At 61.5% G+C, this 16,657-nt stretch carries 14 protein-coding genes; 7 read left to right on the forward strand and 7 right to left on the reverse strand.

All coding sequences use genetic code 11. The features are described 5' to 3' along the window. Positions 1-26 precede the first annotated feature (26 nt). Both ACWCOO_RS10310 and ACWCOO_RS10315 read right to left on the reverse strand, forming a co-directional pair. A complete protein-coding gene (locus ACWCOO_RS10310; protein ID WP_446830887.1) occupies positions 27-1,109 on the reverse strand; it encodes a phytase in 1,083 nt (360 codons plus the stop codon). 126 nt (positions 1,110-1,235) lie between these two features. Then, positions 1,236-4,115, reverse strand: coding sequence for a TonB-dependent receptor (locus tag ACWCOO_RS10315; protein ID WP_446830888.1), 2,880 nt, complete (start codon positions 4,113-4,115; stop codon positions 1,236-1,238). 165 nt (positions 4,116-4,280) lie between these two features. Between ACWCOO_RS10315 and ACWCOO_RS10320 the strand changes: the two genes are divergently transcribed. The 7 genes from ACWCOO_RS10320 (at position 4,281) to ACWCOO_RS10350 (ending at position 11,035) form a co-directional block, all read left to right on the forward strand. Then, the gene (locus ACWCOO_RS10320; RefSeq protein ID WP_446830889.1) at positions 4,281-5,939 is read left to right on the forward strand and encodes an alkaline phosphatase family protein; all 1,659 of its coding nucleotides are present in this window, start codon (positions 4,281-4,283) and stop codon (positions 5,937-5,939) included. A gap of 76 nt (positions 5,940-6,015) precedes the next feature. Further along, complete coding sequence (locus ACWCOO_RS10325) at positions 6,016-8,424, forward strand: M1 family metallopeptidase (protein WP_446832048.1); 2,409 nt, start codon at positions 6,016-6,018, stop codon at positions 8,422-8,424. A gap of 7 nt (positions 8,425-8,431) precedes the next feature. Continuing rightward, positions 8,432-8,938, forward strand: coding sequence for an RNA pyrophosphohydrolase (locus tag ACWCOO_RS10330; RefSeq protein WP_446830890.1), 507 nt, complete (start codon positions 8,432-8,434; stop codon positions 8,936-8,938). Positions 8,939-9,041: 103 nt separating this feature from the next. Then, entirely contained in the window at positions 9,042-9,719 is a 678-nt protein-coding gene (locus tag ACWCOO_RS10335; protein WP_446830891.1) for a DUF6776 family protein, read from the forward strand. Continuing rightward, entirely contained in the window at positions 9,716-10,141 is a 426-nt protein-coding gene (locus tag ACWCOO_RS10340) for a bactofilin family protein (protein WP_446830892.1), read from the forward strand. The genes ACWCOO_RS10335 and ACWCOO_RS10340 overlap by 4 nt, the downstream gene beginning before the upstream one ends. 10 nt (positions 10,142-10,151) lie before the next feature. Then, entirely contained in the window at positions 10,152-10,514 is a 363-nt protein-coding gene (gene erpA / locus ACWCOO_RS10345) for an iron-sulfur cluster insertion protein ErpA (RefSeq protein WP_446830893.1), read from the forward strand. 17 nt (positions 10,515-10,531) lie between these two features. Beyond that, the gene (locus tag ACWCOO_RS10350; protein WP_446830894.1) at positions 10,532-11,035 is read left to right on the forward strand and encodes a hypothetical protein; all 504 of its coding nucleotides are present in this window, start codon (positions 10,532-10,534) and stop codon (positions 11,033-11,035) included. 45 nt (positions 11,036-11,080) lie between these two features. Here the strand turns inward: ACWCOO_RS10350 and ACWCOO_RS10355 are convergent, their stop codons facing one another. The 5 genes from ACWCOO_RS10355 to ACWCOO_RS10375 form a co-directional block, all read right to left on the reverse strand. Then, positions 11,081-12,136, reverse strand: a complete 1,056-nt coding sequence (locus tag ACWCOO_RS10355) for a 2-oxoacid:ferredoxin oxidoreductase subunit beta (RefSeq protein WP_446830895.1) — start codon at positions 12,134-12,136, stop codon at positions 11,081-11,083. Further along, positions 12,133-13,932 (reverse strand): 2-oxoacid:acceptor oxidoreductase subunit alpha, encoded by a 1,800-nt coding sequence (locus ACWCOO_RS10360; RefSeq protein ID WP_446830896.1) that lies wholly within the window; start codon positions 13,930-13,932, stop codon positions 12,133-12,135. Before ACWCOO_RS10360 ends, ACWCOO_RS10355 begins: the two co-directional genes overlap by 4 nt. Before the next feature lie 16 nt (positions 13,933-13,948). Then, positions 13,949-15,808 carry an FAD-dependent oxidoreductase gene (locus tag ACWCOO_RS10365; protein ID WP_446830897.1) on the reverse strand — a complete coding sequence of 620 codons (1,860 nt, stop codon included), beginning with the start codon at positions 15,806-15,808 and terminating at the stop codon, positions 13,949-13,951. 62 nt (positions 15,809-15,870) lie between these two features. Continuing rightward, positions 15,871-16,233, reverse strand: a complete 363-nt coding sequence (locus tag ACWCOO_RS10370) for a HepT-like ribonuclease domain-containing protein (RefSeq protein WP_446830898.1) — start codon at positions 16,231-16,233, stop codon at positions 15,871-15,873. Beyond that, complete coding sequence (locus tag ACWCOO_RS10375) at positions 16,223-16,534, reverse strand: nucleotidyltransferase family protein (protein ID WP_446830899.1); 312 nt, start codon at positions 16,532-16,534, stop codon at positions 16,223-16,225. The genes ACWCOO_RS10370 and ACWCOO_RS10375 overlap by 11 nt, the downstream gene beginning before the upstream one ends. Between the last annotated feature and the right edge of the window lie 123 nt (positions 16,535-16,657).

The following is a 16,657-nucleotide window of genomic DNA, read 5'->3' on the forward strand; positions in this document are numbered from 1 at the left end:
CCCGCACGAGCAGGGCCCGCCTGCGGTTATTCTGCTGAGGCGGCTGCCGGCAGCTCCAGGGCCTGCGCTACGGAGCGCCACGGTATCAGCTTGAAATTCTGCCGCTCCCTGGGGCGGCGGTTGTACCCGTCCTGCACCACCAGCATGCCGAGCTCGAATCCGGGGCCGAAGTTGACGGGGCTGACCGCCAGACCGTCGGTTTCCTCAGCGCCGTCGATCGCAGAGACAGGGCTGTCGCCGATACGCACCGAACCCAGGTAGCGATCGCCGTCATTCAGGTCGTAGAGGGCAAAGGTATTGTCGCCCTGGCTGGAAGCCACCAGGATCGCGGTACCCTGCTCAGTTCGATAGATGTCCAGGCCCTCGACATCCGCGGTCAGACGCTCGGCGTTCACCGAGTCAAGCAGCGTTTTCTCCGCAAATCCGCCGGCGCCCGCCGGCATCTTCCAGATGCCATGCTCTTCCTCGCCGATGTAAGCAACGCCCGTATGGTCGTCGATAACACAGCCTTCGGGCTTTGTGGGAAGCGAAAACCGGTCGATGCGCTCCGGGCTTAACTCGCTCGCCTGGTTCAGACGCCAGATCTCGTATTCTCCGTCGCTGCCGTTCACATAGGCCCAGGCGCTGCCGGCAGCGTCCCGCTGCATGCAGATGCCGTACGGATCGTCGATATCAAGCGGCTGCGCCAATGCCAGTTCCACCTGCCCTTCTTCGGAAACGCGGAAAATGTCCATGCTGCGTTCCGTGCGATTGGTCGCCACCGCCAGCGTGATTCTGCCGCCGGAAAGCAAGATACCCTGGCGCAGATCCACGTTGTTGATGCGGCCACGCGCCAGAAATTGCACCTCGCGGCCCGTCAGGTCATAGACCGAAAGGCCGCGGCGCTTGTCGGTGCCAAGAATGAGGCTGCGCGAAGCATCGGTCGGGTGTATCCAGATCGCCGGATCGTCGGCAGCGTCGCCCCTGCCACGCACCGGTTCCGTCTCGACCGTCGCGTAAACCGCCGGCGCCGCCTCGTTCGTTGCCGTCTGCGGGTCGGCGCAACCGCTCAAGCTCAACGCCAGGACTGCGGCCAGCGGCACGCAAAGGCCAGGAGGACAGGCGCTCATCTCTTGCCGCTTTGGATGATTGCGTCCGCTGCAAAACGCCTGAACTCGCTTCCCTGCAACGAAGACATCCGGTTATCGGCAAGGACTGTAAGCCCTCTTTCGCTTGTGGGGCGCTGCCGGCGCATGTCAGAAGCTCCGGTAGGCGATACCGAACACGAAAGAGCGACCGATTTCGTCATACTGGGCGCTGTAACGCGAACGACCATAGTAGCGGTAGTTCGGCTCCTCGCCCAGATTGATGGCGTTGAAGTAGAGCTGAAGCTGCTCGTTCACGTCGTACTTGACGGTGAGATCGATCTGGTTGTGGCCGTCCTCGTAGAGATCGTTGCTCTGATCCTCCAGGTTGATTTCGGCAACACGCTTGCCGATGTACGCCGCCGAAAGCCGCACGCTCCATCCGTATTTCTCATAACCAATCACAAAATTGGCTACCCTGTCCGCCTGCAGGGGCAGGCTTGACTCACCGCTGCGGCCCGCGTCCGGCCCCAGGCCCAAGTCGGCATCACTCTGTGTAAAGGTGGCGTTGGCCATCAGTACCAGCCCGCTCAAGGCGCCGGGAAGATCGGAGAACTGGCGTGTCCACCCCAGCTCCAGGCCATACAGGTTGGCCGAACGGCCATTCAGCGGTTTGAGAACCTCGATGTCCGTAACTGCGATGTTGCCGGCATACTCGCGCGGATCAACCACCGAACTGACGTCGGCGTTGAACACAAAGTCGTCGATGCGCTTGTAGAAGGCGGCAGCACTGACCACCCCCATGTTGCCCGGGTAGTAGTCAACAGCCAGGTCCAGGTTCTGCGACTTGTAGGGCCGCAGTTCGGGATTGCCGGCTTCCACGGCCAAAGCGATCTCATTGTCGTCCTGCTCGATTTCAATGGCGTCGGGCGTGGGGTTCAGGTATCCGAAGGATGGCCGCGCGATCGAGTTTGTATAGGCCCCGCGCAGGATCAGGTTCTTCGAGCGTCGGTAGCGCACGTTGATACTGGGAAGAAGGTTGCCGTAGTCGCTCTCGTACCTGGACTCGGCAATCTGGACATCGTCCTCGCCGCTGACATCCACCTCCCGCACGTAGGCGCCCTTGGCGCTGAAGTCCGTTGCCTCGTAGCGTAGCCCGTACACCAGACGCAGATCGTTGATGTCGATCCGCTGCATGAGATAAAGCGCGGAGACGTTTTCATCAATGTCGTAGTCGGCCGCGGAACCCACTCGCGAAGCGTCCTCGTCCATGATGAACGGACAAGCGTCCTTGTCATAGCTCCCGACGCCGCAGGCTGCAACGCCGCCGATGTTGCCCCACACGAACGACCGCTGGAGACCAGGGTCCACATAGGGCCCGTAATCGCCCAGAACATAGTCCGCGGCGCCCGACACGAATTGCCCCAGCGTGGGCACGTTATCAAAGGCATCATCAAATTTCTCAAAAACCCGCAGCCCCGCGTCCCGCTTCTTGTCGCGAGCGCGGTGCTTGGCTCCGAAACGTGTGTATCCCGGATGCCCGCCGAAGGTCATTTCGCGGGTGATGTCGATTTTCAGCGCGGTTTCCGTATCGTTGGTGTAGTTGTCCTCGATCGTGATCTCGTCCAGCTCGAAATTCTCCGCAATCGCACCGTCGGCGCTATAGGAAACCGCCGGGACCCGGCCCAACTGGCCATACTGCGCAAAACCCACGCCGTTCATCTCGAACTGTGAGTCTATGCGTCCCGGCTCGTCCTCGCTCGCTTCCGAATAGCCGGCGCTGTATTCCAACGTCCAATCACCGAGCAGGTTCTCTCCGCCCACCAGCAACGACAGAATCTCCTGATCCTCGAAGCGATCCTTCAGTTCTCGCTGCAGGCGCGTACCGGTGGCCGTGAGGCCGTCGCTATCGTATTCCACGTCGCCCTTGTCGAGCTTGAACTCAATGCGATTGCGAAGCTCCCGGTCAGAGAAATCGCTGTAGAGGGTGCGCAGGTAGTAGCTCGAAGCGTCGCTGGCCCGGAAATCCAGATTCAGCGCAAGTCCGTTGCGCTCGCGGGTGATCTCGTAGTTTCGCATCTCCAGCTCTTCGTGATAGCGCACGCCGCCGTCATCCTCCCAGCCGCCATCGGCTTCCAGGTTGTCGGTGCCAAACTCCCGCTCATTGGCGGACACGCTCATCGCCAACCCCAATTCGCCGCCGGCAAAATCAAAGGCGTTGGTGAAGGTTCCGGAAAACTTCTGGCCGCGGCTGCCCTGCAGGTCGTTGTAGAAGGACTGGCCCTTGATCCGGTAGCTCATCCCGTCGCGGTCGAAAGCGCTCAAGCTCTTGATGTTGATGGTGCCGCCGATGGCGTCGGCATCCTGGTCGGGGGTAAGCGTCTTGGTGACCTCCAGGCTTTCCACCAGGTCCGATGGAATCACATCCAGCGCCACGTTGCGCCGGTCGCTCTCGGGGGCCGGCACGTTGAGGCCGTTGATGCTGGCCACATTCAGTTGCGGATCGATGCCGCGCACACCCACGAAGCGGCCTTCGCCCTGGTCGCGCTCGATAAACACCCCGTTGATTCTTTGCAGCGCCTCGCTCACGTTCTCGTCCGGAAACTGGCCGATGGCATCGCTGGTAACCACCGATACAAGATTGTCGGCCGAACGCATCCGGTTAATCGCGCCATAAGCGCCGGCGGCCTGCCCCACCACGATGATGTTCTCCATCACCCCGACTTCGGAACCGATCCGCGCATTGACTTGTTCGGTGAGGCCGTCGCGCACCGATACCGCCAGGAAAACAGGCGCCGCGCCAACGTAGCTGACCTCCAGGCGATAGTCGCCCGCGGGAACGTTGCGAATGCGGAAACGGCCGGCGGAGTCGGTAGCGCTTTCGACGCCGAGCTCCGGCAGGCTCACTATCGCGCCTTCGAAATACACCTCTCCGGACTGATCGCTAACTCGCCCTTCCAGTACGCCTTGGGCCAGCGCAGCGGCAGGAAGCAGGAAAAAAGAGAGGCTCGCAACGATCGCAGGGCGGAGCAAGGCGGTTCTGGGCACCATAAGGCAATCTCCCATTTGGATTTGAGATGAATGTAGGTGCATTCTCGAATCGGGTTGCGAACAAGAGGTTACGGATAGGTTAAGAAACGGTTACATCAGCCGTCGACCGTCCGTCGCCGGCGGAGGTTTGCAGTACATTAGATTTCCGTGTTCGCGGAGTTCCCCATGAAGCTTGTGCAACATTTGGCGCCGCTTGCGGCTGCCTTTGCCCTTATGCCAGGCCCGGATCAGGCCAACGCCCAAACACCGGATCGCAAGGTCCCGAACCTGACGGTGATCGTGGTGGTGGACCAGCTCACCGCCGAGCGTACGCGCGAATGGGCACAGAAGCCGTCGAGCTCGGGGTTCCGGCAGCTATGGCGGGACGGCGTGGTCTATGCCAATGCGGCTTACGACCACGCCACCACCGCCACCGCGCCGGGACACGCCACGCTCGCCACCGGAGTCGCGCCGGCCCAGCATGGCGTGATCTCCAACTACTGGTTCGAACCTGAATTCGGCCGAGCCATGGCCAGCGTGCGCGACGCGAACCATTCCTTGCTGGGTACCGAGGGTTCGGGCGTGTCGCCGCTGCAAATGGTCGAGCCGACGCTGGCCGATATGCTGCACGAAAAGTGGGGTGGCCGCAGCAAGATTTTCACCGTATCGATCAAGGACCGAGGCGCCGTGTTCCTCGCCGGCAAGCATGGCAAAGCGTTCTGGTTTTCCAGGGACACGGGAACTTTCGTAACCAGTACCTACTACTACCCGAACGGCGACCTGCCGCGATGGCTTATGGACTACAACGCCCATGCGCTCGATGGTCTGCCCCGCGGCTGGGAGCTGCTGTTTCCCGAAAGCACGTACAGACAGCCGGACGAACGGGAATGGGAACGGCCGCCGAGAGGCTGGACGCGAAACTTTCCGCATCGCTTCGCGACAGCCGACAGTTCCCTGTATTTCGATCAGTTGCGCTATGCGCCGCAAGGCGACCAGATCACCGCTGGCCTGGCCAAGGCGATCATCGCTGCGGAGTCGCTGGGCGATGACAGCCATCCGGATTTGCTGGCGATAAGTCTTTCCGCCACCGACCGCATAGGCCATGCCTTCGGGCACAACAGCCGCGAAGCCGAGGACAACCTTCACCGGCTGGACCTGCTGCTTGCGGATCTTCTGGCCTTTCTGGAAGAGCGGCTGGGCAATGATGGATTTCTGCTCGTTCTGAGTTCCGATCACGGCATGAGCCCGATTCCAGAAACGGTTGCGGGCGCCGATCCTCGCGCCTTGCGTGTGCTCCCCTTCGCGCTGGCCCGCGCGCTGAATGCCGAGCTTCGCCGTTCGTTCGAGGTATCGCGCGACCTCGTAGTGGGCATTGGGGCTCCTTGGGTATACCTGAATCTGGAGGCCATCGCGCAGACAAACCTCAATGCCGACCAAGTTGCCGAACAAGCTGCGGAATGGCTTGAGGCCCGTCCCGAGATCGCGCGGGCCATCATCGCTTCGCAGCTCGACTCCTGCGACCAGCCCGAGCTATGCACGCTGATTCGCAACAGCAGCTTCCCCGGCCGCAGCGGCGAGTTGTACCTGGTGTCAGGCGCGGCCGCCTTCTTCAGCGCCGAGCCGCCGGTCTATGCGGCAAGCCACGGCTCGCCATACTTGCGCGACCGCAGCGTTCCTATCATCTTCCATGGTTTCGGACTCGACGCTGCGGTGGTTGACACGCCGGTCACGCCGCGTCATGTTGCGCCTACTCTCGCCGCGTTGCTCGGTCTGCCGCACCTGGCGGCTTGGGAAGCGCCACTGACGGAAGTGCGTACCAAAAGGCGAGAACAGGAAACACAATAGGGAGCAAGCCCAAGTGAAGACGACAGAATCGGCAAACTGCGCTCGTGGCGCACGGGCGCGCGTTCGGCGATGGTCACTGGCGGCGGCGCTGTTGCTGGCTTGCGCTGCGGCAGGTCCTGCGGCGGGGCACGAAGTAAAACCGTTTGCGGACAAGTTCCGGCAACTCGACGAGCTGCTCCCCACACCCAACGCTTACCGCAACGCGGCGGGGGAACCGGGCGAGGCCTACTGGCAGCAGAAGGTGGATTACGCGATCGACGTGCACCTCGACGAGGACAAGCAGCGTATCGCCGGCGTGGCCACCATCACCTACCACAACAACTCGCCGGACACCTTGCCTTACTTGTGGCTGCAACTGGACCAGAACCGTTTCCGGCGCGACTCGATGGCGGAAATGACCCGCACTTTCCAGAGCGCCGGACCGGCGGAGACAGATCAGGACGATACCGCCCGCATAAGCCTTGGCGGTCTGCGGCGAATGCAATACATGCAGGATACCGACCTCGGCTACGAAATTAACGCCGTGAAAAACGTGGCGGGAGAACCCCTGGACCACATCGTGGTAGGCACGCTGATGCGCGTGGACCTGCTCCAGCCGCTGCCGCCGGGTGGTCGCACCGTGTTTTCGGTGGACTACGCCTACAACATCGTGAACGGCGACGCTGTGCGCGCGCGGGGAGGCTTCGAGCATTTCCCGGACGACGCGCGCACCGGCGGCAACCATATCTTCGCCATCGCGCAATGGTTCCCGCGGCTGGCTGCCTACACCGACTACGAGGGCTGGAACAACAAGGAGTTTCTCGGCTCCGGTGAATTCACGCTGGAATTCGGCGATTACGACGTGGCCATTACAGTGCCGGACGATCACGTTGTGGCCGCAACGGGCGAATTGCAGAATCCGGACGAAGTGCTCACGCCCGAACAGATTGCGCGCTTGGAGCAGGCTGCCACAGCCGAGCGGCCCGTGTTCATCGTGACGCCCGATGAAGCTCGCGAGAATGAGCGCAACGGCGCTTCGGGAACAGCTACCTGGCGCTTTGCGGCGCGCAATGTGCGCGATTTCGCCTGGGCTTCCTCGCGCAAATTCATCTGGGACGCCAAGGGTCTGCACCAGCCGGGCGCGGAACAGGAACGGGTGATGGCCATGTCCTTCTACCCCAAGGAAGGGGGGACCCTATGGTCGGACTATTCCACCGAAGTGGTAGTTCATGCGCTCGAAGTCTATAGCCGGTTCACTTTCGACTACCCCTACCCCACGGCGCTGTCAGTGAGCGTCGGATTCCTGGGCGGAATGGAATACCCCATGATCAGCTTCAACGGGCCGCGCACCACGCTGCAGGAAGACGGTACGCGCACCTATTCCCTCGCCGAGAAGACATTTCTGATCCGCGTGATCATTCACGAGATCGGCCATTTCTTCTTCCCCATGATCGTGAATTCCGACGAACGCCAATGGACCTGGATGGACGAAGGAATAAACAGCTATCTGGACGCGGTCGCGGGGCGCGAGTGGGACTCGGAAATCCATTGGACGGTGGAGCCGCGCCACATAACCGGATACATGCAGTCTGAGGGACAGGTCCCCATAATGACTCAGTCGGACAGCGTGCTGCAGTTCGGCGCCAATGCCTACGCCAAGCCCACTGCCGCGCTCAATATCCTGAGGGAAAGCATTCTCGGCCGCGAACTCTTCGATTTCGCTCTGCGCGAATACGCCCGGCGGTGGAAGTTCAAGCGTCCGACCCCGGCGGACTTCTTCCGCACCATGGAAGAGGCCTCGGGAGTGGATCTGGACTGGTTCTGGCGCGGCTGGTTCTTTACCACCGACCATGTGGACATATCCCTGGACCGCGTGTACGAAATGCGCATGGATACGGAGAACCCGGATGTGGATTACCCGCGCCTGCGCGAAATCAAGCAGAGCGAACCGCCTTCGATATTCGTAGAAAACAACCGTGCGGAAGGCAAGCGCACCTGGGTCGAGAAAAATCCGGAGGTGCGGGATTTCTACGACCAGAACGACGAATACACCGTCACCAACGTGGAGCGCAACCGGTACCGGCAGTTCCTGGAGAGTCTGGATGCAAACGAGCGCGCCACTCTGGAGCGGGCCGTAGAGGAAGACCTTAATTACTACATCCTGGAGTTTTCCAATCGTGGCGGATTGGCCATGCCCATCGTGCTTGAAGTCGAATATGCAGACGGCGAAAAGGAGGAAATCCGCATGGCGGCTGAAATCTGGCGTCGCTCTCCGCATGAACTCAAGAGGCTGTTCGTAACCGACCAGAAGGTCCGCGCTTTTGTCGTGGATCCCCTATGGGAAACCGCCGACACCGATATTGAGAACAACTACTACCCACGACGTATCATTCCGTCGCGCATCAAGAGCCAGAAAGCCGCCGAACGCGGGAATCTGGCAGATCGGGATCTGATGCACGACATCAAGACCCCGCTTGAGGACGAAACGGCGCCGCGAAACGAATAGAGCGCGTATGACGGACCAGGACGTTATCGACCACAAGGGCTATCGGCACGGAGTGGGAATAGTCGTCTGCAACAACCAGGGCCGCTTGCTGCTGGCGCGCCGACGCGACCATCGCGGCTGGCAGTTTCCACAAGGCGGCATGCGTCCTGCGGAGTCGCCGCGCGCCGCCATGTACCGCGAGTTGGAGGAAGAACTCGGCCTCGTGCCTTCACAGGTGCGCGAGTTGGCGCGCATGCCAAGTTGGGTCAGTTACCGACTGCCGCCGCGTTACAGGCGCTCGGGAACGCCGCTCTGTATCGGACAGAAGCAGCTCTGGTGGCTCTTGCGCCTGGAATCCAGCGATGAGGACATCAGCCCGGAACTGGGCAGCGAGCCCGAGTTCGACGCCTGGCGATGGGTGGATTACTGGCTGCCGGTCAAGGAAGTCGTCTATTTCAAGCGGGACGTTTACCGGGAGGTGTTGGCGGAGTTTGAGAAAAGGGTCGGCCTGCGTACTTCGCGCGCAATGCGGTAAAGTAGTGCTTGCTGCATACTTGAGGTCGTTCCGTTTGCCCTTGAATGGCCTGCTGCAGTGGTAATTTGCATGACGAAAACTTCGCCATTTTGAGGCCCCGGCTTTGCTAGGTCAAAACAAGGTTCTGGTGTGGCGCGGGCTCTATTCCGCCGCGCTGTGTGCGCTGTTGATCGCTGCCCTGGTAGCCGGTGGCGCCAGCGGCTGGTGGCTGCACACCAGCGCGATGCGCGACAGAGTCGCAGCGATGCAGGCGCGCATCGACAGCCTGGAATTGCGCAACCTTGAACTCAGTCAGATGATCGATGAGGAAACCCTGGCGGCACTGCGTGCACAGGTACGCAACCTGCAAGGCGAAGTAATGAATCAGAGAATGACGATTTACGGTCTCCAGGAAATCATCACTCCACAGGAAGCGCGCGCAGGCCTGCGGATACATTCCGTTGACGTCGAGCCCGGCGTGGAAGAGCAGGACTACCGCTTGAGCGTGGGGCTTGCACAGGCACTGCTGGCCAAGTCCAGTCGCGCACGCGGTCATGTGGAATTGTTGTTGACCGGCAGTCTGGACGGCGATGGAGCGGAACTGAGCCTGGGAGAAATCAGCAAGCGAAAGACCGAGCGCATTGAATTCAACTTCCAGAGCAGCACGGTGCTGCGGGCCGACATGACCTTGCCGTACCGCTTCGAACCCAGCACAATCAGGGTGCGGATAACGCCCGTGCCGGACGAGCAGCTCGAATTCGAGCGAGAATTTCCCTGGGCGCCGCGAGCTCCGAACACATGAAGAACCGTCTCAGCAAAACCGTCACCACCCTGGTGGGAGCAGATGCCCGGGTTAACGGCAATCTGCTTTTCAGACAGAGCTGCCATGTGGCCGGCTTGGTCAAGGGCGACGTGCTGGCGAACAACGGTAAGAATACCGAGCTTACGGTAGCCAAAGGCGCAACGATCGAGGGCAACGTGCAGTCATCCAAAATGCTGATCCAGGGCACGGTGCTGGGCAACCTGTCATGCAGCGGCACGATTTCCCTGGCAGCTTCGGCGCGCGTGGAAGGGTCCATCGAGTACGGAGAGATCGAAATTGAAAAGGGCGCCGTCGTGACCAGCAGCCTCAAAAAGATCACGGCAGGCGCCGCGAGCAAGGTGCCTCTCCCCAGCAAACGCAGCGTGGATTCCAAGAAGCGCGCACCGGAGGCAGTCGGCTAAACTAGCGGCCATGGAACCGCAATACGATACGTCGCAACAGGACAGCGCTCCGCTCGTCTTTACCGAAGCCGCGGCCCGCAAGGTAGGCTCGCTGCTCAAGGAAGAAGATAACCCCGCGCTGATGCTGCGCGTATACATTTCGGGCGGCGGCTGCTCGGGCTTCCAGTATGGGTTCACGTTCGACGAAAAGCGCGAAGAGGGCGACGCGGAAGTCGAACAACTGGGCGTGACTCTGCTGGTGGATCCAACCAGCCTGCAATACCTGGAGGGCGCCGAGATCGACTTCAAGGATGACTTGAGCGGCGCGCGGTTCGTGATCCGCAACCCGAACGCGCAAAGCACCTGCGGCTGCGGTTCAAGCTTCTCGGCCTGAACCGCGCAGCCGGCGAGTTGCCCACCCGTATTGAGCAGGTGAAGCCGCTACTGGCCGGAGCCGCACTGACGCTTGCGCAGGGCCCCTACAGCCCGGCCCCGCCCGGCGAAGCGCCGGCGGATGCGCCGACATGGATCGCCGGCCACAAGCTCGAAGAGCACGTTTTCCGCGTAACCGCCGAGTTCGAATGTCCGGCGGAGGCCGCCGGCGGAATTGTGCAGGTCTCGATCTCGGACACCATGGTGCGCGCCGAATTCACGGCCGAAGATGCCATGCGTCGCCAGGTGCTGACGCTGCGGATTCCCGAAAAGCAGCTACAGGGCCTGAAGCCGGAACTGTTCTGCCCCCGAACCCCCGCCGAGGCGCCTCAAGTCCAGCGCCTGGCATCAAGATTCACGGCGCAGGGCGCCCTGATATGCCGCACCGAAACGGGCAGCAAGGCAACGGCAACCGCCTCCCTCGCAATGGATGCCTGGGTGCTCTGCCCCGCCGCCGCACCCAACCCACCCAACGACGCATGACATTACCGCATTGCGTTGCGGGCAAGTTAACGCGATACGGACAGGCTAGCGCAGGCGCTGTTGGAGGTCGGCGAGGGCTGCGGAACCCGGGCACAGGCGCGTGTGCGGGAGATCGGACAGCGGGGTTTCGCCCAGGCGGCTCAGTTCGTGCATGTCCGCCACGCCTTCCTTCAGGTAGAGCAATCCGGTAACGACCTCGCCCTTGCCCTGGCGCGCGTCGAGATAGCGGTAGGCCGCGCCCCGATCACTGATATCGTATTCCTCGGCCAATTTGCGCAGAAGAATGCTGCCGCCGCCATGCAGTTCAACGCGCTTAGACTCGCCAAGGCCGATGTCGGCCTTGATCTCCACTTCCGGCGGAATGAAGTCCGTGTGGCCGATCGGAAATGCATTCTCGCGGGTAAAGCGGTAGCTCTTGGTGGATCCTTCGTGGTCGTTGAAGGTGACGCACGGCGAAATCACGTCGATCATCGCAAAACCCCGATGCGACAACCCCGCCTTGAGCAGAGGCACCAGTTGCGCGCGATCGCCGGAAAACCCGCGCGCCACGAATCCACATCCCGCGGCAATGGCCAGCAGGCAGGGATCGATGGCCGGCTGCTCGTTCACCTCGCCGCGCTTGGCGGTGCTGCCGACATCGGCGGAGGCCGAAAACTGGCCCTTGGTGAGGCCATATACGCCGTTGTCCTCAATCAGGTAGAGCATGTTGAGGTTGCGGCGCATGGCATGCACAAACTGGCCGATCCCAATGGATAGCGAATCGCCGTCGCCGGAAATGCCGATGTACTGCAGCCCGTCATTGACCGCGGCGGCGCCGGTAGCCACCGAAGGCATTCGCCCGTGGACCGAGTTGAACCCGTGCGAGGCGGAAGCGAAATAAGCCGGCGTCTTGGAGGAACAGCCTATACCGCTGAGCTTGGCCATCCGGTGCGGCGGAATTGAAAGCTCGAACGCGGCCTGAATCAGCGCACCCGTGATCGAGTCGTGGCCGCATCCCGCGCACAGCGTGGACATCCCGCCCTCGTAATCGCGCATCGTGAGACCCAGGTCGTTGCGAACCAACGCAGGGTGGCTCACTTTGGGCTTGGCAATGTAGCTCATGCCGCTCTGACTCTCATCATGTCCGCTTCAATGGCGCTCACCACGGCGGTGGCCGGAATCGGCATGCCGTTGTAGTGCAGCACCTCCAGCAACTGCTCCGCGCGGCCGCCGGCTTCGTTAATCAGCAGGGTGCGCAACTGCGCATCGCGATTCTGCTCCACCACGTATATTCGCTTGTAGTTGCTCAGGAAATCCTGCACATCCTGGCCGAAAGGAAACGCGCGTATGCGCATGTAGTCGAGGGCCACGCCGCGCGCGGCCAGAGTGTCCAGAGCTTCGCGGCAGGCGGAATCGCCGGTGCCCAGCGTAACAACGGCCGCCTGCGCACCAGCGGCGGTGCGAATTTCGGCCTCGGGGACGATGGTGGCGGCATAGTCCCACTTGCGGCGCAGGCGGTCCAGAACCTCCTGGTACTCGCCGGCGTTCTCGGTGTAGCCGCCATACATGTTGTGGCCAGAGCCGCGCGTGAAGAAGGCGCCTTTGGGGTGATCGCCAGGCAGCGTGCGGAAAGGCACGCCATCGCCATCCACGTCCAGGTAGCGGTAGAAGGCTTCCATGTTCTCAAGGTCCTCGGCGCGCAGCACCTTGCCGCGGTCCGGCCGGTAGTTGTCGTCCCAAACGAATTCTTCGCTCACCCAGTCGTTCATCCCCAGGTCGAGGTCCAGCAGCACGATTACCGGCGTTTGCAATCTCTCGGCCAGATCAAAGGCCGTCGCGGCCAGCTCGAAACACTCCTTGGGACTGGAGGGAAACAGCAGCACATGCCGGGTGTCGCCGTGCGAAGCGTAGGCGCAGGAAAGTATGTCGGCCTGCTGGGTACGCGTGGGCATGCCGGTTGAAGGCCCCACGCGCTGGACATCGAACAGCACGGCGGGAATCTCTGCGTAGTAGCCGTAGCCCAGGAATTCCGACATCAGGGAGATGCCGGGACCCGACGTGGGCGTGAACGCGCGGGCGCCGTTCCAGCTCGCACCCAGTACCATGCCGATCGCCGCCAGTTCGTCCTCGGCCTGTATCACGCAATAGTCGCGCGCGCCATCTTCGGCGGTACGGAAGCGGGCACAGAAGCTGCGAAAGGCATCCATCAGCGACGTCGAGGGCGTGATCGGGTACCAGGCGCCGAAGGTCGCGCCCGCATAAACGCAACCCAGCGCAGCGGCCGTGTTGCCGTCGATAATGATTTTGGAGCCCGGTCCATCCATCGTGCGGGCCACGAAGGGCAGCGGACAATTCAGGTTCTCCTGCGCATAGTCGTAACCCAGACCGATAGCCACTTGGTTAGCGTCCAACAGCGCCTCCTTGCGGGCGAAGGTCTCGCGCAGCAACTCGCGAATAATGTCCAGATCAAGTTCGAGCAACGCCGCCAGCACACCCACATAAGCGATGTTCTTCATCAGGATGCGGGCCCGGGCGTTGTCGAAATTCTCGTTGCAAAGGCGCGACAGCGGTACGCCCAGTATGTTCACATCCTCCCTGCGCAGTGCGCCGCGCCTCGGCCAGGTGGAATCGTAGAGCAGGTAGCCGCCCGATGCGAGCTCCCGCAGATCGCGCTGGTAGGTTTCGGCATTCATGGCCACGGCAATGTCCACGCTGCCCGACCGCGCCAGATAGCCCCGGTGGCTGGCGCGCACCTCGTACCAGGTGGGCAGGCCCTGAATGTTGGACGGGAAGAAATTCTTGCCGGCAACCGGAATGCCCATCCGAAACAGCGTTTTCATCAGCAGCGCGTTGGCGCTCGCCGAGCCCGTGCCGTTCACGTTGGCGATGCGAATCGTGAAATCGTTATCTGCCGGCATACGGCTTGCGCCCTGTTCAGGCGGCTGAACGCACCTGTTGCTTGTCCTTCGCCGGCGCCGGCTTTGCAACACCTGCCGAGCCTAGTGGCGGACGCCCTTCGGCCTCGTGGCGCGCGTAGGGCGTAAGCAATTCAAACTTCTGCATGTCCCAGGCGGCCGTGGGACAGCGCTCGGCGCATAGTCCACAATGCACACAGAGATCCTCGTCCTTGACCATGACCCGCCCGGTCTGCGGCAGCTCCGCGGATACGTAGAGCGGCTGGTCGAGGTTGCGCGCCGGCGCGGTCAGGCGCTCGCGTAATTCCGCTTCCTCGCCATTGGGCGCGATCGTGAGGCAATGCACCGGGCAGATGTCCACGCAGGCGTCGCATTCGATGCAAAGCGGCGCCTCGAATACCGTCTGGATGTCGCAGTTCAGGCAGCGCTCCGCCTCGCGGGCGGCCTGCTCCGGCGTGAATCCCAGTTCCACCTCGATGTCCAGTTTGCGGAACCGCTTTTCCAGGCTCATGTGCTGCATTGCCCGGCGCGGCGCGGTATCGTAATCGTTGGAATAGCTCCACTCGTGGATGCCCATCTTGGCCGCGAGGAGATTCATGCCGACAGGCATGCGCTCGGTGATGGGTTCGCCATGGCAATACTTGTGGATGGAAATCGCCGCCTGGTGGCCATGCTCAACGGCCCAGATGATGTTTTCCGGGCCGAAAGCCGCATCGCCGCCGAAGAAAACTCCTGCCCGCGTGGATTGATAGGTCACCCGGTCCACCACCGGAACCTCCCAGCGGTCGAATTCGATGCCGATGTCGCGCTCCACCCAGGGGAACGCGGTTTCCTGCCCGATAGCCAGGATCACTTCATCGCAGGGAATGAACTTCTCGCCGGTCACACGGCTTTCGGCAATCCTTCCGGCATCGTCGAGGTCGTACTCCATCAGTTCGAAAATCATGCCCTTGAGCCGCCCGTCTTCGACCACGAATTCCTTGGGCGAATGGTTCACGACGATTTCCACGCGCTCCTCTTCGGCGTCTTCCAGCTCCCAATCGGAAGCCTTGAAGAACCCCCGGGGTTTGCGCGCCATCACTTTCACGTCCTTCGCGCCCAGGCGCAGCGAGGTGCGGCAGCAGTCCATGGCAGTGTTGCCTACGCCGATGATCAGGACCCGCTCGCCAATGGAATCGACATGCCCGAAAGCCACGCTCTCCAACCACTCGATACCGATATGGATGGACTTGGTGTCGTGCCGCCCCGGTAAATTGAGTTCCTTGCCCTTGGGCGCGCCAGTGCCTACGAACACGGCATCGTAACCGCCGTTGTCCAGCAGTTCCTTCATGCTCTCAATGCCATGCCCCAGGCGCAGATCTATGCCCATCCGCAAGATCTGGTCCATCTCTTCGTCCAGAACCTCGACGGGCAGGCGGAACGCGGGGATGTTGGTGCGCATGAGGCCGCCGGGCTTGTCCAACTGTTCGTACATGACCAGCTCGTAGCCCAGCGGCGCCAAGTCGTTGGCCACGGTGAGCGAGGCGCAGCCGGCGCCTATCAAGGCCACGCGCTTGCCGTTCTTCTGCTCCGGCGCGGTCGGCAGCCGATGATCGATATCGCCGCGCAAGTCCGCAGCCACCCGCTTCAGCCGACAGATCGCTACCGGCTTGTCCTCCACCCGGCCGCGCCGGCAGACGGGTTCGCAAGGACGGTCGCATACCCGGCCCAGGATGGCAGGAAACACGTTGGACTGGCGGTTGAGCATATACGCATCCGCGTATCGCCCCTGGGCTATCAGCCGGATGTACTCGGGAATGTCGGTATGCGCGGGGCAGCCCCACTGGCAATCGACAACGCGATGGAAATAGTCTGGGTTACGTATATCGGTGGGCTGCATACAAGCCCCGCGAAAAAAGCGACCGTACGCTCGACTCAGAAATTATACAAGTTGTCCGGATTTCATGCGTCCGGCGCGGGCAACGCCAGTTCGTCAAGCAACGCATTCACAACTTGACGTAGTTGCGGCAAATGGTTTTGGGTGTAGTCCCAAACGAGTTCGGGCACCACGTGATCGTAACCGTGGGCCAATACGTTACGAAAGTCCACGATTTTCCGCACTTCGGGGATTCTCTCGGCAAGTTTGGGGTGAAGCCTCTGCAGACGATTAATCGCCTCGCCAATGACTTCGAACTTGCGTTCAACCGCAGCCTGGGTCCGCATATCGACTGTATATTCCGCAGAATTCATGCCTTGGGTAAACGATTCGATGTCAGCGCCGGCTTGTTCGATATCCGTCAGCAGAACGCGAGGATCAGACTGCATAAACGAGCTCGCGAGACTTGTCGATAGCTAAACGCAGGTAAGGATTTCGAATTGCCCTGGCTTCAACCAGATCCACGGGGCGACCCAGAACAACCCGCAATTCCTCGACGAGACCGAAATACCGGTCGAAAGGCGGCAGACTGCTGCTGGGATCGAATTCAACGAGGAAGTCGGCGTCGCTGTTTTCGAGATCGAAATCCGTGCCGCGCGCGGCCGACCCGAACACTTCCAGACGCGCAACATCGTAGCGCCGACACATTTCGGCCAATTCTCGCTTCTTGTCAGCTATTACCGAGTGCATAGCCTGCTACCGCCTACCTGCGGAGAAATAGTGGTCTTTCGCCTCATCCTAACAGCGCCGGCTGCGGAACGCATGCTGACTTGGCCTGCTCGAGACACAGCTTCGGCCTCAGTTACTTTCAGA

It is taken from the genome of Candidatus Foliamicus sp. (assembly GCF_965221325.1).
Classification (GTDB): domain Bacteria; phylum Pseudomonadota; class Gammaproteobacteria; order Steroidobacterales; family Foliamicaceae; genus Foliamicus.

Bases quoted from the DNA above. Each gene is read 5' to 3' on its own strand.
- ACWCOO_RS10370 (WP_446830898.1), bottom strand. From the start codon at position 16,233: ATGCAGTCTGATCCTCGCGTTCTGCTGACGGATATCGAACAAGCCGGC.
- ACWCOO_RS10330 (WP_446830890.1), top strand. From the start codon at position 8,432: ATGACGGACCAGGACGTTATCGACCACAAGGGCTATCGGCACGGAGTG.
- ACWCOO_RS10365 (WP_446830897.1), bottom strand. From the start codon at position 15,808: ATGCAGCCCACCGATATACGTAACCCAGACTATTTCCATCGCGTTGTC.
- ACWCOO_RS10355 (WP_446830895.1), bottom strand. From the start codon at position 12,136: ATGAGCTACATTGCCAAGCCCAAAGTGAGCCACCCTGCGTTGGTTCGC.
- ACWCOO_RS10320 (WP_446830889.1), top strand. From the start codon at position 4,281: ATGAAGCTTGTGCAACATTTGGCGCCGCTTGCGGCTGCCTTTGCCCTT.
- ACWCOO_RS10340 (WP_446830892.1), top strand. From the start codon at position 9,716: ATGAAGAACCGTCTCAGCAAAACCGTCACCACCCTGGTGGGAGCAGAT.
- ACWCOO_RS10360 (WP_446830896.1), bottom strand. From the start codon at position 13,932: ATGCCGGCAGATAACGATTTCACGATTCGCATCGCCAACGTGAACGGC.
- ACWCOO_RS10375 (WP_446830899.1), bottom strand. From the start codon at position 16,534: ATGCACTCGGTAATAGCTGACAAGAAGCGAGAATTGGCCGAAATGTGT.
- ACWCOO_RS10315 (WP_446830888.1), bottom strand. From the start codon at position 4,115: ATGGTGCCCAGAACCGCCTTGCTCCGCCCTGCGATCGTTGCGAGCCTC.
- ACWCOO_RS10310 (WP_446830887.1), bottom strand. From the start codon at position 1,109: ATGAGCGCCTGTCCTCCTGGCCTTTGCGTGCCGCTGGCCGCAGTCCTG.
- erpA (WP_446830893.1), top strand. From the start codon at position 10,152: ATGGAACCGCAATACGATACGTCGCAACAGGACAGCGCTCCGCTCGTC.